The following is a 22,425-nucleotide window of genomic DNA, read 5'->3' as shown; positions in this document are numbered from 1 at the left end:
AAGAACAAATGAATACGCAATAAAGGGGGCAATGCAATTGGCAGGACAATCCAATATGGCAGATGATTTTTCCTTATCCAGGGTTCCGGCACATGCGAGACTTCCCATGTGGGAAGTGCTACTCGTTCGGATTGGAGCTTTGACGGCGCTCTCACAATTTATGCTTGGTGCTGCATTGGGCTATGGCATGACCTTTTGGCAGGCATTCTGGGCGACGATGCTTGGCAGTGTCATTTTAGAGATTGTAAGCTTGTTTCTTGGTATTGCAGGTGCGCGTGAAGGGATGTCTACGAGCTTGCTGGCTCGTTGGACCGGGTTTGGAAAGTACGGATCAAGCATTATCGGTGTAGTAGTGGCGATTAGCTTGATCGGCTGGTTCGGGGTTCAAAATTCTGTTTTTGCTAAAGGGCTCGATGAAGCCTTAGGTGGAGTGCTTGGTTTTCCGCTTGCTGCCGCTCTTACGGGATTTCTGGTCACGGTTATTGTTATTTATGGTTTTAAATGGCTTAGCTGGACGGCTAAGATAGCTGTTCCCGGATTTCTGGCGGTGGTAGCATACGGCATTTATGAAATTCTTCGTCATCATTCCGTAGGCGAGTTGATAACCTCTCCAGCACCAGGGCCGGCACTTTCTTTAGGTATGGCTGCCACGATGGTAGCCGGGGGATTTATGGTTGGGGCAGTGATTACTCCAGATATGAGCCGATACTGTCGCAATGGCAAGGATGTATTATGGATGACGGTTATCGGAACGATTGTTGGTGAACTTGGAGTTAATATGATCGCTGTTCTGATGGCACATGCTGTGAAAAGCTCAGACGTAGTGGACATCATTGTGCAAACGGCGGGATGGCTTGGTGCGGCGGTTGTCATTTTTGCCACGGTTAAAATCAATGATATAAACTTGTACTCTTCCTCACTAGGTATTACGAATGTATTAGATTCCGTATTCCGGATTAAAATGAATCGGGGATGGGTTACCCTTGTCATCGGAACAATTGGTACATTGTTATCTATTATGGGCATACTAGACCAATTTGTTAATTTCCTTACACTGCTTGGCATATGGATTCCACCGATTGCCGGGATTATGGTTGTAGATTACTTTGTGTTAAAACGCAACCGGAACATACTGGATGAAAGTCGAGAACGGGGGGAGTTGCCCGCAATCTGCGAGAGTATAAATCCGATTACGCTCATTGCCTGGGCACTTGGCTTTACAGCCGGATATTGGTTCGACATGGGCATTCCATCCCTAAATTCACTTCTTGTAAGCGGCATTGTGTATTATGCGGGTATGAAAGTTTTCAAGATAGCGCGTATGGAAGAACAAGATGACAACAAAAATCTTACTAATAACGTAGGTTAAATTGGTTAATGGGAGTGAGAATATGAGACTGTTAGGAAAGCAAGAAATTGAAGATATTGCAGTAGGCGCTGCGCTGCTTGGAACCGGAGGAGGCGGGGATCCGTATATTGGAAAGCTTATGGCGCTGCAGGCCATTGAAGAATTTGGCCCCATTCGCCTTTTGTCCATTAATGAGGTGCCGGAAGACGCACTTGTTGTATCATCCGGCATGATGGGCGCACCAACCGTAATGGTCGAAAAGGCACCAAGCGGCCAGGAAGCCAAAAAAGCTTTTAAAACTTTGGAGCAATATATAGGAAAAGAAATTTTCGCCACCTATCCCATTGAGGCGGGCGGTGTTAACTCTATGCTGCCATTGGCCCTGGCTGCTCAGCTTGGCTTGCCGGTGATAGACGTGGATGGGATGGGGCGAGCGTTTCCGGAACTGCAGATGGTAACTTTCTATTTAGATGGGATCGCTGCTTCGCCTATGGTCATTGCTGACGAAAAAGGGAATGTGAACCTGTTAACCACGATTGATAATGTATGGGCCGAGCGGATTGCGCGTGCAGCGACCATTCAAATGGGCGGTTCGGTTATGTTCGCTATTTACCCTATGAGTGGCCGCAATTTAAAGGAAAGTGGCATTCATAACATTTTACAATTGGAAGAGGGAATTGGGCGTACCATTCGTCTTGCCAAAGAACAAAATGAAAATCCAATCCGGGAGGTCTTGAATCTGACGAAGGGTTTCGAGTTATTTAACGGGAAAGTAGTGGATATTCACCGTAAAACAGAAACCGGATTTGCGCGTGGCACAGCAACATTGGAAGGCATCGGTAAAAATAAAGGAGAGAAGCTGCAATTACGGTTCCAAAATGAGCATTTAATTGCTACGACTGAACAACGATTGCTATGCGTCACACCCGACTTGATTGCTGTACTCGATGAGGAGACCGGCTTGCCCATCACAACTGAAGGCCTGCGGTACGGTGCACGAACGGTTGTTGCAGGAATTCCTTGCCATCCAAAATGGCGAACTCCAAAAGGAATTGCAACATGCGGGCCGGGGTACTTTGGTTACGATGTAGAATATACCCCTGTGGAGCTGTTGGTGAAGAAAGGAGCATTGCTAGGATGAGTTATCGAATTGGAATTGACGTTGGTGGAACACATACAGATGCCGTCATTTTGGATAAGAACTATCAGGTGATTGCTGAGACTAAATGTGCAACGACAGAGGATGTAAGTGCCGGAATTTACCGCGCCATGAGGGAAGTTCTTGCAAAATCGGGTGTTCCTCGTGAGCACATTCGTTTTGCTATGTTAGGCACGACACATTGCACAAACGCGATTGTGGAACGGAAGCGCCTGAATAAGATTGCAATTATCCGAATTGGAGCACCCGCTACATTATCGGTGAAGCCTTTAATCGGAGTACCTGATGATCTACGAAAACAGTTAGGGGAACATGTGTATATTCTTAAGGGTGGGCATGAGTTTGATGGCAGAGAGATTATGCCATTGGATGAAGACGAATTAATTCGGATTGCTCAGGAATTAAATGGACAGGTTGATTCCATTGCACTCACCTCCGTGTTTTCCCCTGTATCGAAAGAACATGAGCTAAGAGCGGCGGAAGTTATACAGGATATACTGGGCAAAGAGGTAGCCCTTTCTTTGTCCCATGAGATTGGGAGTGTTGGTCTGCTTGAGAGGGAAAATGCTACGATTTTGAATGCAGCCGTTGTGAATGTGGCAAAAACGACAGCGGATGGATTTGTTCGCGCCCTTGAGGAAGAAGGGATTCATGCAAAAGTGTTCTTTGGTCAAAATGATGGAACATTGATGAGCGTGGAATACGCAGTAAAATATCCGATCCTTACAGTCGCTTGCGGCCCTACGAACAGCATTCGGGGAGCCTCTTATTTGGCTGGATTGTCCAATGCTCTTGTCGTGGATGTCGGGGGCACGACTACAGATATTGGTGTGCTCATGAATGGATTTCCACGTGAATCATCACTTGCTGTTGAAATCGGCGGAGCACGTACCAACTTTCGCATGCCTGATCTCGTTTCCATTGGCTTAGGTGGAGGAACGATTATACGCTTACAAGAAGATGGTTCCTTTACGATTGGTCCTGACAGCGTAGGATATCGCCTTTCAGAGAAAGGATTAGTGTTTGGCGGTGATACACTGACTACCACTGATGTTGTAGTAGCACTTGGAAAGGTGCAGTTGGGGGACCCTTCAAAAGTATCACATATTGAACGGTCATTGCTGGAGCGTATTTATAAGCGGATGGTGGAAATGGTTGAAGTGGCTATTGATAAAATGAAGACAAGCGCTGAGTCGGTACCGGTTATTTTGGTTGGCGGGGGCAGTATTCTGTTACCGGATAAAATGGCAGGTGCTTCGCAAGTAATCCGGCCTGAGCATTTCGGTGTAGCCAATGCCATTGGTGCAGCGATTGCCCAGATCAGCGGTCAGGTGGAGAGAGTGTTTTCTCTGGATGAACTGGGGCGAGATAAGACGCTTGAGCTGGCAAAAGAAATCGCCGTAAGTGAGGCGGTAGCTGCAGGAGCCAATCCAGACACAGTGGAGATTGTAGATATAGAGGATGTACCGCTTGCTTACCTGCCTGGCAATGCAACGCGGATTCGTGTGAAAGCCGCAGGTAAGTTGGATGCTACCTTGGAACAAGTAAATCATTAAGACAAAAAAGCGTCGATTGCTTATGCATCGGCGCTTTTTTGTTCTTGCTATTTCCTTTTTTCAGAAGGCTTCCATCTATGGCCGCACTTCATGCAGGTATTTATAACCTTTCTGCGGCCAATTAATCCTACAGCAAGACCGGTTGGAATGACTAGAGCTGCTAAGAAAATAGCGAATAATTTCATCGAACGTATAAACTCAGGCGACAATAAAAATGGAGTTGAATAAGAGCTGGCCAGAATAAGACTTAATCCTGCCAATGGAAGCACGAAAAAAATGAACACAAAAAGAAAGAAATACGTAAAACGATAGCCCCTAATCGTTCCGACAATTTTTGCTCCCTCACAGGCAGGACAGCGTAATGAACGAGCACCTGTGCGCTTTGCGGAAGGAAGCGGAGAATTTTTTGAGCGAGAAGGGGCTGCGACAGTATTTTTTTTCTGCGTGTTTTTTCTTGTAATAATTGGACGTATATCGTTATCGTTTCGTGTACTATCCCGTTTTGTCGTCATGTGAAAATTTCCCCTGTTTTCCCTGGTTAGTTCTCATCTTACCATTAGTGGAAAACAGCAAACAAGCATCTGTATTCAGGGATTTATTTCAAACTGGACAGGATTTCATAGGAATGAAGACGTGCCTTGTGATCATAAATCTGGGAATTGATAATAAGCTCATCAGCCTGTGTACTATCAAGGAATGTCCGTAGCTTCTCTGTAACGACTTTTGGACTGCCGACAATTGAGGTGCGTAGCTGCTGTTGGATGGTAGCTTTTTCAAAAGGATTCCAAAGATCATCCATATTTTCTACTGGCGGTTTTAGCGGGCTGGGACGATTCCGCACTAAATTCAGGAACTGTTGCTCCATTGAGGTAGCCAGCCGGCGGGCTTCTTCGTCTGTATCGGCTGCAATCACATTAACGCCAACCATTGCATACGGTTCATCAAGTACCTCGGAAGGCCGAAAATTGCTCCTGTATACTTCAAGTGCAGGCAATGTATTATCCGGAGAGAAATGGCTTGCAAAGGAAAAGGGCAGGCCGAGCTGACCGGCTAACTGGGCGCTAAAGCCGCTTGAGCCTAATAACCAGATTGGAATATGCAGTCCCTCACCAGGAATGGCCCGTACACGCATGCCAGCTGATAAAGATGGGTTCAGATAAGAACGCAGTTCATCTAATTGTTCGGGAAAATCCTGACCATCACTTCGGCTGTCGCGGCGCAATGCACGCATTGTCATCTGATCTGTACCTGGAGCGCGACCTAGGCCGAGATCAATTCGTCCGGGATATAGCGATTCTAATGTACCGAACTGCTCAGCAATAACAAGGGGGGCATGATTGGGCAGCATAATACCACCGGAGCCTACACGAATTTTTGACGTGCCGGCTGCCACATAACCGATAACTACAGAGGTTGCCGAGCTGGCGATACCAGGCATATTGTGATGTTCAGCTAACCAATAGCGGTTGAAACCCCATTTCTCGGCGTGCTGGGCAAGATCTAGTGTATTTTGAAAAGAGTCGGCCGGCGTCCCACCGCTCACGATTGGAGCAAGGTCGAGAATCGATAATGGAATATCATTAAATTGTTTTTTGCTTTGCTTTAAGAAATTTTCTTCGGACATGGTTTTATCCTCCTGCTTTATAACGATGCTCTGGCAAAATGTTTATACATTCCTGGAACAGCCCTCAGGATTACCGTTAATGTGTCGTGCTTTTGCAATGAAGCTGAAAGTATAAAAACGGCATTTTTGGCCGCATATTTATTATATCGATAATTATCGATATAGCAATAACAGAGAAGGTGTTTATTACTCAGCTTGTACAAGAAAAAGGACATAACGCTCGTGTCATTTTGGCACACGTTCGTTTTCTCCATGCTTGCAGGCTTATCCTGGGAGTATGTTACTCCTTTATATAATACGAAGAGTACAAGTGATCCGATAGATGTAGGCATGTACGTGGCAGGAGGCATGATATATTGGCTGCTGCTTTATTGTTTTTTAACAAGAAAAAGAGTGAACAGCGCAAAATAAAATATTCAATCAATAGGTGTGGTATTCAATTTTAAATTATGAAATTATCTTTGTATAGGAAAAGGTTGCATGGTACAATAAGTTTGCTGTTTAGTGACTGGCCATTTATTGGCGGAACAAATTGTGTGAAAATAACCCATCTGTCTGGTTTTATAATCAGACAGGCGGGTTATTTTTTTGTGAATGATTTCAAAGAAACGTAGCTATTCAATACGAACTAAGGAATGAAGAAGATAAAGGTAAGCTATACTTTGGCTTACAGCTGAATTGTCGAAAAATGTAATAGATTTCCAATGATTAGGACTGGAATAAAACTGGAAAAAGAGGTATATTCTTTATACGAGGAATGATGTTGATATTTTATTTATTAATCACACTAAATCATACAGCATAGCTTCTCTCTTGATATTCTTACAAGATTCAAAGTGTATGGGGGTGTGTTTTATGCAAAAACAATACGAAGTAATTACTTCTGAACAGATGATGAAGCTACTTAATACGTGGTATATACATATTCGAGAAGAAAATGACGAAATAATCCACAATATTAAAAGAGAAGTGGATGAAAAAATTAATAGAATGGAAGAGAATCAGACTCTTTTAGTTTATTATTCGCTTCTGGAGTTTCGCTATAAGTTATTAAACGAAAATACAATAGGCTCTGAAGCTTTTCCGGAAAAAGTAGAACCAGAAAAATTAGACGATTTTCTAGCTTACTATTACTACTTTTTCAAGGGAATGTATGAATATAGTTTAAAAAACTATTATGAGGCTATTTCCGCTTACGCTTTTGCCGAACAAAAACTTGAAACCATTCCAGATGAAATTGAGAAAGCGGAATTTCATTTTAAAGTTGCTTGGGCGTTCAGCTTTATTCCAGAGATACATATATCTTTGCAACATGTTCAAAAAGCTAAAGCGATTTTTGACAAATACCCAAATTATAAACATAGACAAGCTGATTGTGAAAATTTATTGGGTATTTGTAAAATACTTGGGAAAGATTTTGAAAGCGCAGAAATTCATCTCATCAGCGCTCTACATCTTGCGGAATCCCTTAAAAATAATGATAGATTACTGTATCGTATAACAAAAGACTTAGGATATTTATATGCTGCACAGAACTTATCAGAAAAAGCCATTCCATATTTGGAATCTGCCTATCATAAGCAAAAGCTTTATGGCTATAAAGCTGTTTTCCTTCTGGCAAGAGAGTACTTTAAAATTGGTAATAAACAGAAAGCAACAGAATTTATTGAAAAAGGTATAAGGATGTGTACTGAGATTGGAGAACAAGACTATATTCATCATCTGAATATTATTAATTCAATATACAATACTCACAATAAAAAGGTAATTCTAGATGGGATAGCGTATTTCCGGCAGAAAAAAAGCTGGGCGTTTGCTGAAGAGTATGCTAAAGAGTATGCCGGCTATCTGTATCAGCATGGGAAGTTTAGAGAAGCTTGTGAATACTATCAATTAGCTCTTGAAGCTAATAATAAATTACAAAGGGAGGATATTAAATGATTAAAAAATCAAAGTTGTTACTAGGTTTATTGGTGTTAGCTGCTGCCTTTGGAATTACCGAACCTTACTCAAAAGACACGACTAATTTTAAGGATAAAGCGCCAATAACCACATTTGCACACCATGGGGGATAATGCATTAAACATGTGATAGTGTGTAAAGGGATCCTTATTTAGATTTATGTGTGAAAAGAGGGAGGATGAATCCACCCTCTTTTTTGTTTTTAATAATAGAAAGTAAAATGGATAATCTGGACATTTTTTCATATAAAATATAAATTAGGAAGAAATAACGATGTAAAGCGGAAGGAGAGCAAAATGGCTATTATACAGATAAAATCTAGTAATCCAGATTTTTCGTTCATCATAAAAAAAAATCCTGCATCTGGAATGCAGTTGCGTTCGATTAGAAAAGGGATAGCATATGGATGGTATCATGGCACAGGTACATATAATATTTATTTTAAGGATGCGGACAACGATGTTTCCTATAAGCAGCATAAGGATGAAACCTTTGAATATTTGAATGTTTCCAGATATAACACGCCTTTACTCCCTTTAAATGCGATTGCGGAGTTTTTGTCCGCTACGTTTAAAAATAAAAATGAAAAAGATGAAGATGGATATGAGAATGTATTCTTCGTTAATATGATACATATTAACCATCCTCGCTATATTGATTTTTTTAATAAGCATTTTACGGATTTTCATGTTGAAATAAAGCAGCATACACATAAAAGCTATAAGCTGACGATTAAATCAAATAAAAGTATATATGAATTGATAAATTTCGCGAATGTTCTGTTTTTATTCTTGGCCATGCTTGGTAAGGAATATGTGGGTGTTAGTGATAGTTTAGTTGAGAAGTATCTTAAAAGCATGAGGATAATCGATGCTCCGTATTATATCAGGTATTTATTTGCAAGAAATGTTTTAATAAATAAGGAAATTTTTTATAAATTTAAGGAAGAACTTGAGCGGACGGACAAATATACGATTCGATTTGCTTTTGGTAATACAGCTATACAACGCAAGCAATTTATTGAAAAGATAATATGTTTTGACAAGTCGATATTAGATGTTGGTTGTGGGGAAGGTTTTTATGCTTTGCCCTTCTCGGAGAAAATAGAAGACAGCTTTTATTATGCAATTGATATAGACGAAAAACGGATTAAAGAAGTAGATATGAAGGCAAAAAAGCGAAATATCGAAAACTTGATTACGTTTCCGTCTATTCAGGCGTGCCTGGAGTCATACAATGGAGAAGCAGTCGATGTAATTTTAACGGAAGTAATTGAGCACATGGATGTATTAGAGGCAGAACTGCTGGTGAAATCTATTTATGAGAATGTTAATTTTGATAAATTTATTATTACTACTCCAAACTACAATTTTAATGAATATTATGCATTGGATGCATTCAGGCATAGTGACCATAAATGGGAAATGAATAAAAATGAATTCGAAACATGGATTCATAACATATTCAAGGAAACAAATTACACGCTCCAATTCTTAAATATAGGAGATAGTGTGGATGATGTGTATACAACGCAAGGAGTTTTAATTACAAAATAAAGGAGCATGCAGGAGTGGAAATTAGGACAAAGGTTCATACGATATTTATGATGGTCGGAGCGACAGAATCAGGGAAAACAACGTTTGCAAAGAATGTTTTGATTCCACAATTAAAATTTGAGGATGCAAGTAAAAACTTCAAATCAAACGTGCAATATATTTCATCAGATGAGATTAGACAAGAAATATTAGGTCATAATTATCATAAACATAGCCAAATTATGCTAGAAAGCAGTCAACAAGCCTTTCATATGCTGTTTGAGAAGATAAAGGCAGTCACATCATTTCCGATTCAAGCAGAATTTGTCATTGTTGATACGATTGGGCTGGCAGAAGAGTTTAGGGAAGAGGTTCAAAAAATCGCAAAAGAAAATGGATATCATCTAGAAATCGTTTTATTCGACTACAAAAATACGAAAGAATATTACTCATCTGATTGTTCACGAAAAATCATCGCTCATCATGTCAGCCGATTAAAAAAGGAAGTGATGAGCAAAATTCATCGTGCAAAATACAATCAAATTCATAGGATCAGGGCGAGGGATTTTTATAACGCTGAATCAGGTAAAGCAAATACAGCATATACAGTCGTTGTTGAAGATGCAGAAGAATATATGTCCCATATTCTTCCGGCAGAAGGCAGGTATATTATTGTCGGAGATGTGCATGAAAGAGTGGAAGAGCTAAAAGAATTGCTTGCCAAATATGGTTTTGTTTTTCAAGACAATAAAATCGTGCATACGAAGAAAATAGAAAACTATAAAATTGTGCTTGTCGGAGACTTTATTGATAAAGGAAAAAATACAGAGGGAATCATTGAGTTTATTAGTCATAACCTGGAGTGGTTTTATATCGTAAAAGGAAACCATGAAAATTTTGTATATAAATATTTAAAAGGGGAGCTATCAGCTTCTAAGATGAATAATGAGCTAATAGACAAATATTTCGATTCGATTAAAGTGCTGCAACATAATGATAAACAAAAGGAGCAATTTTTTCACTTAGTCGACATATCCAAAGAGTTCTATAGGTTTATTGGCCTTTCTACACCGTCATTCTATATTACCCATGCCCCTTGTAAAAATAAATATGTAGGTAAATTAAGTAATGTTGCTTTGAGAAAACAACGGAAATTTTCAGTTGATAAAGATAAAAGCCTGGAAGAGCAGTTATCTTTTATTAAAAATGAGGCAGTAACAAATCATCCATATCATGTGTTTGGTCATATTGCAACAAATGATAGTACAAGAGTTAAAAATAAAATAGGGATTGATACAGGTTGTGTGTATGGAAATGCGCTGACCTCTGTTGTGCTGGACACAGGAAGACCGTTATTTAAAAAACAAAAATCCAAAGGTGTGGCAATTACAGAACAGTTGCCTTCTTTGTTTAAAACAAAAGAGAAGGTTTCTCTTGACAATCTGGATGATAATGATAAAAAACGCTTGTATTATGTGTTAAAAAATAAGATTAATTTTATTTCCGGGACGATGCCTCCTGCTGATAAGGATGAGGAAAATCATGAACTGGAATCTTTAAAAAATGGGTTATTGTATTTTAAAAATAAAGGCATTGATAAAGTTGTACTCCAACCAAAATACATGGGCTCAAGATGTACGATTTATGTAAATCAGAATATAGAGAAATGTTTTTCTGTTAGCCGAAATGGCTATAAAGCTACTCATGAAGCGTTAACACATGTTTACGAACGATTGCTGAACCAATTCGGTTCTTATATGCAAGATAATGAAATTGAAACATTGATTTTGGATGGAGAGTTGTTGCCCTGGAGCGTTTTAGGGAAGGGACTGATTGAAAGGCAATTCAATGTCATCGATAAAGCGATTGAATCAGAATTGCATTTCTTAAAAGAATATGGATTTGAAGAGCAGCTTCAGCATTTAATAACAGCATATCAATCGAGTGGCTTTGATGAAGATCAGAATAAAATGTCCAAAAAAGAGCTTAGTAAAAAGTATGGTGACGCCATCTATCAGAACTTTAAACATGTACAAGAAGTGATGAGATCATATATGCCTCTTGAGGAGCATATCCATGCGTACGATCATTATAAAGAACAGCTTCTGCTATATGGCCAAGAAGGAGAGATTGAGTATAAACCGTTCGATATTTTGAAAATCGTTAAGAAGGACGGGGAAGAAGAGTTTCCTTCATTCCGTACTTCGGATATGTTCAAGTTCCTCTCTACCGATGAATATGCTGTTATTGATTTTACCGAGAACAATTGGCTTGAGATGGCAGGGGAATTTTACAAACACACGACTACAGTAAAAAGAATGGAAGGGATCGTCATTAAGCCGGATATCATAAAGGATGGCATAACGCCATATATGAAAGTAAGAAACCCGGATTATTTAACGATTATATATGGATACGACTATCGTTTCCCGCGGAAATACAGCAAGCTAATTAAACAAAAGAATATTGGGAAGAAAGTGAAGGCAGCCATTTCCGAATATAAATTAGGGAAAGAGATGCTGACACATAAGCTGGACAGTATTAACGAAAACAACAAAGAATACCAACAGCTAGTAGCAAATATGCTTTTTGAAACAAGCAAAGAAAAAGAAATTGACCCAAGGCTGTAAAGATAGTCATAAAAAGTCGCTCGCTTGAGCGGCTTTTTACTTGTTTTTTTGTATATCTTTGCCACACCATTTTTTCTTCATAGGCATATACCAATGAATATGTAAGTTCATTCGTAGGTTGGATGGGGAGGGAAAAGGTGAGTATCGAAATAACGGTAATGGGGCTGCTGGTTGGTTTTTTAGTTGGGCTGACAGGTGTAGGAGGCGCTGCGCTTTTAACTCCTATTTTAATCATCATAGGGGTTCAACCTTCTATTGCTGTAGGGACGGATTTAGTTTACAACTCTGTTACAAAAATGTTTGGTGTTATCCAGCATTGGAAGCAAAAAACAGTAAATTTTACATTAGTAAAATATTTGGCTTTCGGCAGCATCCCGAGTGCGGTTATTGCTGTATATGCCCTGCATTTCTTTGCCGATGTTTATTATAATCAGGAAGAATTCATCAAAAGTGCGCTCGGATATGTTTTAATCCTTGTTTCTATTGCTACTGTCATTCGTGTGTTTTTTGATAAGAGGCTGCGGCCGAATCGCTGGCAATTGGCATCGCTCGAAGAAAAAAAAGGCTTGACCATTTGTATCGGTATTGTTTTCGGTTTTATTGTAGGGCTTACCTCTATTGGCTCGGGTTCTTTATTTGCTGTTGCCATGCTATATCTGTATCGCATGCAGGCATCGGAGATAGTAGGGACGGATATTGCTCATGCTTTTCTTCTTGTAACAGTTGCAGGTGCGCTCCATGCTGGCGCTGGAAGTGTCGATTATTTATTGGTGGGTAATCTTCTTCTGGGCTCAATTCCGGGGGTTATGTTCGGTAGCACCTTATCGGCCAAAGTTCCGGCACGGCCCCTGCGTACGGTTATCGCTACAATTGTCCTCATAAGCGGTTTGAAGCTTATATAAGAAGTACTCTAAATCTTTTCTTCTTCCCGTAAGTCCATTTTCCTTTTTATACATAACAAAAAAGAAAAGCGCTCCGGGAAAAAGGGGAGATTTGAAATTATTCTTTTGTTTCAGGATGCACCACGGGAGCGGTGAGCACTTTAACCGGTGTGGACCGATTGGATACAAGCGCCCGTTACGGAACCCTAGGCATAACCACAATATAATACAAAAGCAAAAGACGGCATTCCGCCGCAAGAAATCATGATTTTAACAACGGGAGGTAAGCGATGTCGCACTGTAGCAATTTATCATTTCATCAACTTACAGATGATGCGTACCAGGAGATGAATAAAGAGCTATCTTATAAAGACACAATCGATGTTGTGAAGTGGGCGTATCATACTTTTGCGGATGAGCTTGTATATGCTTGTAGCTTTGGTGCAGAAGGAATTGTACTCATTGATATGATTAGTAAAATTCGTCCGAATGCACATATCGTTTTTCTTGATACGAATGTACATTTTAAAGAGACGTATGAATTAGTTGAAAAAGTTCAACAGGCTTATCCATCATTACGAATTGAGATTATTCAGCCTGCTCTTACGCTTGCGCAGCAGGCTGAACAGCATGGAGGCGTTTTGTGGAGGACAGAACCAAATACGTGTTGCAGTATTCGCAAATTGCAGCCGCTTGCGAAAGTGTTAGCCAATAAGAAAGCCTGGTTGTCCGGACTGCGGAGGGAGCAATCATCTGCGCGTGCACATGTTCAGTTCATAAATAAAGATCAAAAATTTGCTTCCATTAAAATATGTCCCCTCATTCACTGGACGTGGGATGATGTATGGAATTACATTAATCTGTATCAGCTACCGTATAATGAACTCCATGACAAAGGCTATCCGAGTATTGGCTGTGAGCACTGTACTTTGCCGGTGGAAGTCGGCGAGAATTTTCGCGCCGGACGCTGGGCAGGTTTTGAAAAGACAGAATGCGGCCTTCATCAATAAAGCAAAACAGGAAAGGAAGCGGATGAAAGGTGAATCAACCACATGGTGGAACGCTGATCAATCGTGTGAATCTCCAATATGATTATTCTTCTATTCTTATGGAAATTGAGATTGATCGTTTTGCCTTATCTGATCTTGAGTTAATCGCGATAGGTGCGTATAGCCCCATTATTGGTTTTCTTGGGGAAAATGACTACTATGCTGTTATAAATCGGATGAGATTGACAGATGGACATATATGGTCAATTCCTATTACTCTCCCCGTTACAGAGTATGTAGCTGATTCTCTTAAAATAGGCGATAAGATAAAGCTTGTATATAAAGGAAAGGTATACGGGATTTTGGAGCTGCAAGAGAAGTATTTTTCCGATAAGAGGCTTGAGGCTGAACAAGTATATGGAACAACAGACGATAGGCACCCTGGCGTGAAAAAGCTGCTGGAAAGGCCTGATATGTACCTTGCTGGTCCTATTACACTTGTGCGACGTCCGGAAAAGGATGAGTTTGATGAATTTTATCTTGATCCCGCACACACAAGAGCTGTCTTTGCCAAGCAAGGCTGGAGAACGATTGTCGGATTTCAAACGCGAAACCCTGTTCATCGTGCGCATGAACATATTCAAAAATCAGCCCTGGAAATTGTAGACGGTCTTTTTTTAAATCCGCTTGTCGGTGAAACGAAGGAAGATGATATTCCCGCGCATATTCGCATGGAAAGCTATCAAGTACTTCTGAGGGAATATTATCCGGCGGAACGCGTGCTTCTCACGGTTTTTCCGGCTGCAATGCGGTACGCGGGTCCAAGGGAAGCTGTTTTTCATGCGCTTGTACGTAAAAACTATGGATGTACTCATTTTATTGTAGGGCGTGATCATGCAGGAGTCGGTAATTATTATGGTACGTACGATGCACAATTGATTTTCCGCAACTTTACTGCAGAAGAGCTTGGAATTACTCCGCTCTTTTTTGAGCACAGCTTTTACTGTAAGAAATGCGGTAATATGGCATCAACCAAAACGTGTCCTCATTCCCCAGAGGAGCATCTTATTCTTTCCGGAACAAAAGTAAGAGAGATGCTTAGGGATGGAGAAGCACCACCATTGGAGTTCAGCCGCCCGGAAGTGGCGGAAGTGCTTATCCGCGGCATGGCAATGGCGGCGGATAAACAGTGAGGAAGCGCTCAATGTGCGTAGCCAGTTTGGCTGCGCACGTATTTTACTTTATGGATGAAAGATTAAAGTTTGGTCAAGCTATATATTGAGAAGCACATAAGATAATAAGTTAAAAACGGAAGGAGGCTTCCCGGTGCTGTTTTTTAAACCGGAATTTCAAAATCAGCAAGGGGAAATTTTAAATGTAGTAGATGCAAGCGGTAAAGCGGCAGGCTATATTGCTTATTTATATAAAGAAGATAAAGAGCTTTATGTGATGGGGCAATTGAATGAAGAAGGGGAGAAGCAGAACTTTATCGATATTGTGACGCACTTTATTGATGGGTTAAAGAAAGCGATTCTTGGGGAGGGCGAAACGGAACCGAACATATACATTCATTTGGGCGGCCAGTTAATTGAGTTGCATAAAAAGGACAATAATGAGGAATAACGGATGAAAAACAGAACGTGTATAGGCTACTGTGCATAGGATGATTTGCAGAAAACATTCGTCGATAAGGAGGAAGCGTGGCTGTGAACCATCCGGATGTTGCTTATCATCCACGACTTGTAGATCCTGCGGGAGAAAGAGTGGATCAGTCAAAAGATTTTGGCCTAACAATGATAATTGATAAAGGGATCGGCCTGGCTTCATTTGAAGAGTTTTTACAGCTTGCCGGTCAATATGTTAATTACATTAAACTTGGCTTCGGCACTACAATATTATATCCGCCTGAAATTTTGCGAAAGAAGCTTTTTTTAGCTCAAGAGTCTGGAGTGGCATTGTATCCGGGAGGCACATTATTTGAAATTGCATATTATCAGGGTGTTCTGAAAAACTATTTAGATTCAATAGAGAAGCTAGGCTTTAGCTACATGGAGATTTCTGATGGAACAATCGATTTGCCGACCAGCGAGCGACACAATATGATACGGGAAATAACAGCAAGAGGCTTTACTGTAATTACGGAATGCGGCAAAAAAGCAGGCGGCAGTCATCTTAGTGTAGAAGACTTGCAAAAAACGCTTTATTCTGATTTGGAACATGGCGCTTCCTACGTCATCGTAGAGGGCAGGGAATCGGGCACCAATGTGGGCATATATGATAAGAAAGGCCGCATTGATACAGAATTTTTGCTTGCCGTTGAACAAGCGATTCCAGCAGATGTTAGAAAACGTCTTATATGGGAAGCACCGCAAAAAAATCAGCAAATCGAGCTGCTCTATTTTTGGGGACGAAATGTAAATATGGGAAATATTCAATTTGAGGATGCTTATAATCTTGAGTGCCTGCGCAGGGGCCTGCGATTTGATACATTTATTCTCGGACGTGAAAGCTCTGCGATACAGGCGGATTGTCTTACTGATTATAAAAATACAGGACATATTATTTTATAAAGCAGGAACCGCCTTGTTTGGCGGTTCTTTCTCATTCGTCCATGGACAGCGGGGATGACCCGACCCCCTTTTGGGGCATGATGTGGCGGTTATTCACCCTGGATAGTACTGGATATATGGGAGCGGTATCAAAAATGACGATATAGGAAAGGGTAAATAGAGGACAGGAATAAAGGAGCGAAAACGGGAGGAAGAAAGATGGAAGCAAAACAAGGAACATCGGCTATGATCGCAATTGCTTTTATTCCGATCGTAATGGTATTGGGAAATTCAATGTTGGTACCCGTGCTTCCTACAATGAAGGCAAAGTTGGGTTTAACTCAATTCCAGACAAGCCTTACAATTACGTTATTCTCGCTTGCGGCAGGTATTATTATTCCGCTGGTTGGGTACCTGTCAGATCGTTTTGGCCGCAAGTGGATTATTGTTCCGTCGTTAATTATATACGGGATTGGCGGAATTATTTCAGGGCTGGCAGCCTGGCTGCTGGAAAATTCCTATATAAGCATTTTGGTTGGAAGAATTATCCAAGGTATTGGGGCAGCGGGTACGGCCCCGATTGCTATGGCGCTCATTGGAGATTTATATTCAGGAGCCGAGGAGAGCAAGGCATTGGGAATTATCGAATCATCGAATGGTATGGGGAAAATCTTGTCACCGATTATCGGTTCAGCCATTGCCCTTATAACATGGTATGCGGTCTTTTTTACATTCCCCATTCTTTGTTTCGCTGTTGCCGTTTATGTATGGTTTGGGGTCAAAGAGAAGAAAAAAGCAGAAGGGCAATCGCTTTCCCAGTATCTTGGAGCGTTGGGACAAATTTTTAAAGATAAAGGAAGATGGCTAATTCCTTCTTTCTTTGTAGGGGCTACCGGATTATTTATTCTTTTTGGTGTTTTATTTTACTTATCCGACTTGCTGGAGGATACATACAAAATTGCTGGAATGATTAAAGGTGTTATCCTTGCCATTCCCTTGTTTGGAATGGTTGTTACCGCCTACATTACCGGGGCAAAAATTAAACAAAATAAGCCGCTGATTCGCAGGGTTATGGTAACAGGATTGGCTATTCTGACTGCCTCTATGGTTTCAGTTGCTTTCTTTAAGCAAATTTACCTTATCATCGGATTATTAACAGCAGGAAGCATCGGAACCGGGTTATTATTGCCTTGTTTAAATATACTCATTACAGGTGCCGTAGAGAAAGCGGAAAGAGGAATGATTACCTCTTTGTATGGAAGTGTCCGTTTTCTTGGTGTTGCTTTCGGCCCGCCTATCTTTAGCTGGTTGATGAAAATTTCACATAAGACAGTGTTTTTCAGTATGGCAGGATTAAGCTTTGTTATTTTAATTTCGACTTTTTTCTTTATTAAGCCTGGCACTAAAAATGGAGATGAGACAAATAAAGAATATGAGTCGGGAACGCTCTTTAGAAAAAATGAAAAAGCTCCCACATAATGTGCAATTTAGTTGAAAAATCGTAAAACAAAATAAATGAATTTTAGTAAGATAGTGGTAATAGCGGCCGCCATGAGCGGGCCAACCGGTATCCCTCGAAAAAATACGATCCCAATAATGGAGCCGACGATAAGGCCGACGATGAGATGCGGTTCCGCTCGTAGCATCTCTAATCCTTTTCCATTCAAATAAGTAGCGAGCGCTCCTCCTGTTAGAGCGACAACTCCTACGAGCGTAGTAAAAAGCGGAATGAGATCCTTAACCGTAATTTTTTCACTGGCAAAGGGCACTAATACGGCTATTGTTAGGAAGAGAAGTCCCATCTCCATTCCGCGGCGTTCTACCGCTGGAAAAAAACGTTCAAGGGAAGCAAGTTTTAGTACGAGCAGCATACTGGCCGCCGTGGCAAGAATGGGTGAGCGACCAATTAATCCGATAATAATTAGTATAACAAGTACGGTTTCACCTGGAGATATTTGCATTCGCATCAAACCCCTGTCCTTTTCTTCATCTTACTTTTATGAGAAAGAGGACAGAAGTATTCTTTTTTCATGAATAAACGGGACGGCTTGTAAAAAATCAACCTGGCTACAGAAAAAAATGTCCTCTGTATGTTGATGCTCAACTAAACGTTTTCCTGTAGTGGACGCAAGAAGACACTGGACAAGCTGAGGGAAATGGTGGAGATAACAGGCTTCTAATTTTTCAGACAAATTACATGCATGTACGAAAGGGAAAGAATTTTTAGCTACATGAACCATCAATCCGGCAGCAAGACCATCCTCTAATGCAAATTCTCCGCGCGTACCCGCACAGCACAGCGTAATATCGTGATGTAAGGAAAGAGCTTTCCTTATGCATGCAGTAGAATTGAGAAAACATCCAATGAATATGTTCTCTGCTTTGTCTATCTTTTGGAGAGCCCTTGTACCGTTTGTCGTTATGAGAACAAGGTGTTTTCCACTATGCTTTGCCTTATAGAGGGCGGTTGGTGAATTGTTGTAATCAAAGTCGGCAATGTTTTCACAATACTGCTCTCCAGCCAAAATGGTAGCAGGAGATCGCAAGTCATACGCTTGTCCGATGGATGCAACTGGAATGACGGAGACAAAACCGGAGTGTAAAGCGGTTACGATTGTACTCGACGCCCTGAGCACATCAATCATAATCACAGTTCGGCCTACTGTGTGCTCAGGGCGAATTTCCTCAACAGTTTGTATGGTTTTGATCTGCACGATAGCGCCTCCTATTTTATCATTATTAAAAAAGAAGTCTCTTCCTTCAACGGAACGAACGAATGTAGGTGGAAAACAGCCGATTGCACTGTGTGCTTCATTGCGAATAAGCACAAGTATCTGTGTAATTAAAACACCAACCCGGGAAAAGGAGGGGCGTGATGATAACGATATTATCATTTGGAAAATAAACCTGTTATAAGGATATTCCGCACAAAGAAAAACATGTTGGCAGAAACAAAGTGTTCGTAGGGGCGAGTATGCTAAATGCAATACCGCTAGCTGCCATTGTATATATTGTGGCTTACATGACATTTATCATGTTTTGTACATGACGCGTATTACTTTAAAGGTCAACATGATTCCTTCATAATTTGATTTAACAAATGAAGAAGGGACGCAAATAAAAATGACCAAACAAAATAATTTGAGGAAGCATATTGCTCCCTATGAAAAACCGAATATAAAGAGCAGTGCGTGGCAGCTTATCAATACCCTTGTACCTTTTTTTATGTTATGGTTTCTTGCTTATGAAAGTTTATCCATTTCATACATTCTTGCTTTTGGACTCAGTACGATTGCTGCTGGATTTTTAGTGCGGATTTTCATCATTTTTCATGATTGTTGTCATCAATCATTCTTTAAAAATCAGCTCGCTAATAAAATTATAGGAACCATTACAGGGATTTTAACTTTGTGTCCTTATGAGCAATGGCGACGCAGTCACTCCATTCATCACGCAACGAGCAGTAATTTAAATAAGCGTGGTACGGGGGATGTATGGGTGCTGACAGTGGAGGAATATGTATCAGCGCCTCTTTGGCTTCGATTCGCATATCGGATGTATCGAAACCCGTTTGTTATGTTTGGTTTGGGTCCAATCTATATTTTTCTAATTTCTTATCGGTTCAATGTAAAAGGTGCCAGACTTAACGAGCGTGTTAACACTTATATTACTAACCTTTCAATCGTTGGTTTGGCCGGTTTGCTTTGCTGGACAATCGGATGGAAGTCGTTCCTGATGATCCAAGGCCCGATCTTTTTTGTTTCAGGCTCTCTTGGTATTTGGCTTTTTTATGTCCAGCATCAGTTTGAGAATTCTTATTTTGAAAAAGAGGAAGAGTGGGACTACGTAAAAGCTGCTCTGGAAGGAAGTTCGTTCTATAAGCTTCCAAAATTACTCCAATGGATAACAGGAAATATCGGTTTTCATCATGTACATCATTTGAGTCCAAGGGTACCTAACTATTACCTTGAAGAAGTTCATAACAGTCATCTATCCTTACAGAACGTACAAACGATTACAATAGCCTCAAGCTTGCGTTCACTTCGATTTCGTCTATGGGACGAACAAAACAAAAAGTTTGTAGGATTTAAGGAGATCAAGGATTTCACTGTAGAGCATCAAAAAAACAATGTCTCCGTTCATGTGAAGTCGGAGTTATAGATGTATATTTGAGACTATAGAGGCTTTTTCTATGGTAAGATAGTATTAATACTACAAAAGAGGTTTCAATAATGCCCAAAAGGTATATTAAATCCCTGAAAAACACAGGGATTTCTCCTTATATATGGAGCGTTTTTAGCATTTTACCGTTTTATTTTATATTCGAATCTTCCTCCAATAACGAAATTATTGTTGGCATTTTGCTGACTATTGCATTCTTTATTGCATATCGTTTCGCTTTTATTTCAAAAGGATGGTCTGTTTATTTATGGACATGTATTCTAATCGGTATATCTATAACGATGACCATCCTTTTTCACTATGTTTATTTTGCCTTTTACATTGCCTACTTTAACGGTAATATAAAAGACCGGTTCGCTTTTATTACGTTATATATTGTTCATTTAGTCAGCACAACCGTCTCAATAAATTATAATGTGGTTCTACAAGAACAGCTATTTTTAAAGCAAATCCCTTTTATTATCATCATTTGGATTAGTGTCATTCTTCTGCCGTTCAACATTTATAACAGAAAAAAGCAAGGACAGCTTGAAGAACAGCTCCAAGATGCTAACAAAAGAATTTCCGAGCTGGTGAAACATGAGGAACGTCAGCGAATTGCCCGCGATTTGCATGATACGTTAGGACAAAAACTTTCGCTTATTGGACTGAAAAGCGATTTGGCGAGGAGATTAATTTACAAAGACCCTGAGCAGGCGCGAGCTGAATTGAAAGATGTTCAACAAACTGCAAGAACGGCATTGAATGAAGTAAGAAAAATGGTATCACAAATGCGTGGCATTAAATTAAAAGAAGAAATCATCCACGTTAAACAAATACTTGAAGCTGCTCAAATACATCTTGTTGTCGAACAAGACGGGCCATTAACAAATGTGTCCTTGTTTATTGAGAATATTCTCAGCATGTGTATAAAAGAAGCAGTGAACAATGTCGTCAAGCACAGTAACGCTTCTTCCTGTCATATCACCATCAAGCAATTATGGAACGAAATCGTCATTACTGTACAGGACAATGGAGTTGGCATCGTAACAGATGATGCCTTTACGAAAGGGCATGGACTTCAGGGGATGAAAGAACGTCTGGAGTTTGTTAACGGGAGACTGGAAATTATTACGCAGGAAGGAACAACAATTATCATAAAAGTGCCGAATGTCATAAAGCAGCCGGATAAGGAGGAGCTTACATGATTCGAATTGTCATTGCTGAAGATCAACGAATGATGTTAGGAGCGCTAGGTTCGCTACTTAATTTGGAAGACGATATGGAAGTGGTTGGGAAGGCATGTAATGGAGAAAAGGCCATTTCTCTTGTGCATCAATATCAACCGGATGTTTGCATCATGGACATTGAAATGCCCGTAAAGAGCGGGCTTGATGCAGCGGAAGAGCTAAAAGGGCTAGGCTGCAAAGTTATTATTTTAACAACGTTCGCACGTTCCGGCTATTTTCAACGGGCTTTAAAAGCAGGGGTAAGCGGCTACTTATTGAAGGACAGTCCCAGCGAGGAATTGGCAAGCTCGATCCGCAGTGTCATGGCAGGCAGGCGAATTTATGCACCGGAATTAATGGACGATGTTTACGGCGAAGAAAACCCTCTTACCGAGCGGGAGAAGGAAGTGCTATCCCTTATAGCTGATGGAAAAAACACGAAGGAAATTGCTGATCAGCTCTTTATCAAAACCGGGACGGTCCGAAACTATATTTCGGCGATATTGGATAAGCTTGAAGTACAGAACCGGATAGAAGCAATTACACGATTTAAAGAAAAAGGCTGGTTTAAATAAGGCGCGCCTGCCTATATACAGAAAAAACGATTCAAATTATAGCCTGCTCGGAATAAAATTCTGGACAGGTTTTTTATTTACCAACTTAGAGTGAAATATTGTATATTATTGGTATATGGACTTTTCAAAGGAGAATGAGAAGTAATGGAACGCCACTTCTATGACAAATGAAGAAAGGTTATTAGTCATAGACAATTTTTCAAGGGTGTTGATTATCCAGTATGATC

General features: G+C 40.4%; 20 protein-coding genes. 16 read left to right on the top strand and 4 right to left on the bottom strand.

Going from position 1 to position 22,425, the window contains the following annotated elements:
- Positions 1-37 precede the first annotated feature (37 nt).
- From HMPREF0083_RS00380 to HMPREF0083_RS00370, 3 genes are read left to right on the top strand one after another with little or no spacing between them, the layout of a single operon-like run.
- A complete protein-coding gene (locus HMPREF0083_RS00380; protein WP_187374783.1) occupies positions 38-1,369 on the top strand; it encodes a purine-cytosine permease family protein in 1,332 nt (443 codons plus the stop codon).
- Positions 1,370-1,391: 22 nt separating this feature from the next.
- Positions 1,392-2,489: a DUF917 domain-containing protein gene (locus HMPREF0083_RS00375; protein WP_021618890.1), complete on the top strand. Its 1,098-nt coding sequence runs from the start codon at positions 1,392-1,394 to the stop codon at positions 2,487-2,489.
- Positions 2,486-4,063: a hydantoinase/oxoprolinase N-terminal domain-containing protein gene (locus HMPREF0083_RS00370; RefSeq protein WP_021618889.1), complete on the top strand. Its 1,578-nt coding sequence runs from the start codon at positions 2,486-2,488 to the stop codon at positions 4,061-4,063. Before HMPREF0083_RS00375 ends, HMPREF0083_RS00370 begins: the two co-directional genes overlap by 4 nt.
- A 47-nt stretch (positions 4,064-4,110) precedes the next feature.
- Here the strand turns inward: HMPREF0083_RS00370 and HMPREF0083_RS00365 are convergent, their stop codons facing one another.
- Positions 4,111-4,575, bottom strand: a complete 465-nt coding sequence (locus HMPREF0083_RS00365) for a hypothetical protein (protein ID WP_021618888.1) — start codon at positions 4,573-4,575, stop codon at positions 4,111-4,113.
- Positions 4,576-4,658: 83 nt separating this feature from the next.
- A complete protein-coding gene (locus HMPREF0083_RS00360; RefSeq protein ID WP_021618887.1) occupies positions 4,659-5,687 on the bottom strand; it encodes an LLM class flavin-dependent oxidoreductase in 1,029 nt (342 codons plus the stop codon).
- Between the two features lie 855 nt (positions 5,688-6,542).
- Between HMPREF0083_RS00360 and HMPREF0083_RS00355 the strand changes: the two genes are divergently transcribed.
- From HMPREF0083_RS00355 to HMPREF0083_RS00315, 10 genes are all read left to right on the top strand, one after another.
- Positions 6,543-7,628 (top strand): response regulator aspartate phosphatase, encoded by a 1,086-nt coding sequence (locus HMPREF0083_RS00355; protein ID WP_040300986.1) that lies wholly within the window; start codon positions 6,543-6,545, stop codon positions 7,626-7,628.
- Entirely contained in the window at positions 7,625-7,762 is a 138-nt protein-coding gene (locus HMPREF0083_RS27720) for a hypothetical protein (RefSeq protein ID WP_021618884.1), read from the top strand. Before HMPREF0083_RS00355 ends, HMPREF0083_RS27720 begins: the two co-directional genes overlap by 4 nt.
- 183 nt (positions 7,763-7,945) lie before the next feature.
- The gene (locus tag HMPREF0083_RS00350; RefSeq protein ID WP_021618883.1) at positions 7,946-9,205 is read left to right on the top strand and encodes a class I SAM-dependent methyltransferase; all 1,260 of its coding nucleotides are present in this window, start codon (positions 7,946-7,948) and stop codon (positions 9,203-9,205) included.
- A gap of 14 nt (positions 9,206-9,219) precedes the next feature.
- Entirely contained in the window at positions 9,220-11,814 is a 2,595-nt protein-coding gene (locus HMPREF0083_RS00345; RefSeq protein ID WP_040300985.1) for a metallophosphoesterase, read from the top strand.
- Positions 11,815-11,951: 137 nt separating this feature from the next.
- A complete protein-coding gene (locus HMPREF0083_RS00340; protein WP_040300984.1) occupies positions 11,952-12,716 on the top strand; it encodes a sulfite exporter TauE/SafE family protein in 765 nt (254 codons plus the stop codon).
- Positions 12,717-12,985: 269 nt separating this feature from the next.
- Positions 12,986-13,705, top strand: coding sequence for a phosphoadenylyl-sulfate reductase (locus HMPREF0083_RS00335; protein ID WP_021618880.1), 720 nt, complete (start codon positions 12,986-12,988; stop codon positions 13,703-13,705).
- A 29-nt stretch (positions 13,706-13,734) separates the two neighbouring features.
- The gene (gene sat, locus HMPREF0083_RS00330) at positions 13,735-14,877 is read left to right on the top strand and encodes a sulfate adenylyltransferase (RefSeq protein ID WP_040300983.1); all 1,143 of its coding nucleotides are present in this window, start codon (positions 13,735-13,737) and stop codon (positions 14,875-14,877) included.
- A 133-nt stretch (positions 14,878-15,010) separates the two neighbouring features.
- Positions 15,011-15,307, top strand: coding sequence for a hypothetical protein (locus tag HMPREF0083_RS00325; protein WP_021618878.1), 297 nt, complete (start codon positions 15,011-15,013; stop codon positions 15,305-15,307).
- Positions 15,308-15,390: 83 nt separating this feature from the next.
- Complete coding sequence (gene comA, locus HMPREF0083_RS00320) at positions 15,391-16,254, top strand: phosphosulfolactate synthase (protein ID WP_148315813.1); 864 nt, start codon at positions 15,391-15,393, stop codon at positions 16,252-16,254.
- A 198-nt stretch (positions 16,255-16,452) separates the two neighbouring features.
- On the top strand, positions 16,453-17,712 hold the full coding sequence (locus HMPREF0083_RS00315) for an MFS transporter (protein ID WP_021618875.1): 1,260 nt from the start codon (positions 16,453-16,455) through the stop codon (positions 17,710-17,712).
- 8 nt (positions 17,713-17,720) lie between these two features.
- Here the strand turns inward: HMPREF0083_RS00315 and HMPREF0083_RS00310 are convergent, their stop codons facing one another.
- Both HMPREF0083_RS00310 and HMPREF0083_RS00305 read right to left on the bottom strand, forming a co-directional pair.
- On the bottom strand, positions 17,721-18,194 hold the full coding sequence (locus HMPREF0083_RS00310; protein WP_040300982.1) for a DUF441 domain-containing protein: 474 nt from the start codon (positions 18,192-18,194) through the stop codon (positions 17,721-17,723).
- Positions 18,195-18,230: 36 nt separating this feature from the next.
- On the bottom strand, positions 18,231-18,947 hold the full coding sequence (locus HMPREF0083_RS00305) for a 2-phosphosulfolactate phosphatase (RefSeq protein WP_040300981.1): 717 nt from the start codon (positions 18,945-18,947) through the stop codon (positions 18,231-18,233).
- A gap of 409 nt (positions 18,948-19,356) precedes the next feature.
- On the opposite strand from HMPREF0083_RS00305, the gene desA reads away from it, so the two are divergent.
- The 3 genes from desA (at position 19,357) to HMPREF0083_RS00290 (ending at position 22,198) form a co-directional block, all read left to right on the top strand.
- Positions 19,357-20,394, top strand: a complete 1,038-nt coding sequence (gene desA / locus HMPREF0083_RS00300; RefSeq protein WP_021618872.1) for a Delta(5) desaturase DesA — start codon at positions 19,357-19,359, stop codon at positions 20,392-20,394.
- A 71-nt stretch (positions 20,395-20,465) separates the two neighbouring features.
- Positions 20,466-21,602 carry a sensor histidine kinase gene (locus tag HMPREF0083_RS00295; RefSeq protein ID WP_021618871.1) on the top strand — a complete coding sequence of 379 codons (1,137 nt, stop codon included), beginning with the start codon at positions 20,466-20,468 and terminating at the stop codon, positions 21,600-21,602.
- Positions 21,599-22,198 carry a response regulator gene (locus tag HMPREF0083_RS00290; RefSeq protein ID WP_021618870.1) on the top strand — a complete coding sequence of 200 codons (600 nt, stop codon included), beginning with the start codon at positions 21,599-21,601 and terminating at the stop codon, positions 22,196-22,198. Before HMPREF0083_RS00295 ends, HMPREF0083_RS00290 begins: the two co-directional genes overlap by 4 nt.
- Positions 22,199-22,425 lie beyond the last annotated feature (227 nt).

This window comes from Aneurinibacillus aneurinilyticus ATCC 12856, assembly GCF_000466385.1.
GTDB lineage: Bacteria > Bacillota > Bacilli > Aneurinibacillales > Aneurinibacillaceae > Aneurinibacillus > Aneurinibacillus aneurinilyticus.
The sequence above is the reverse complement of the archived record's forward strand: the minus strand, read 5'-3'. Positions and strand labels throughout refer to the sequence as shown.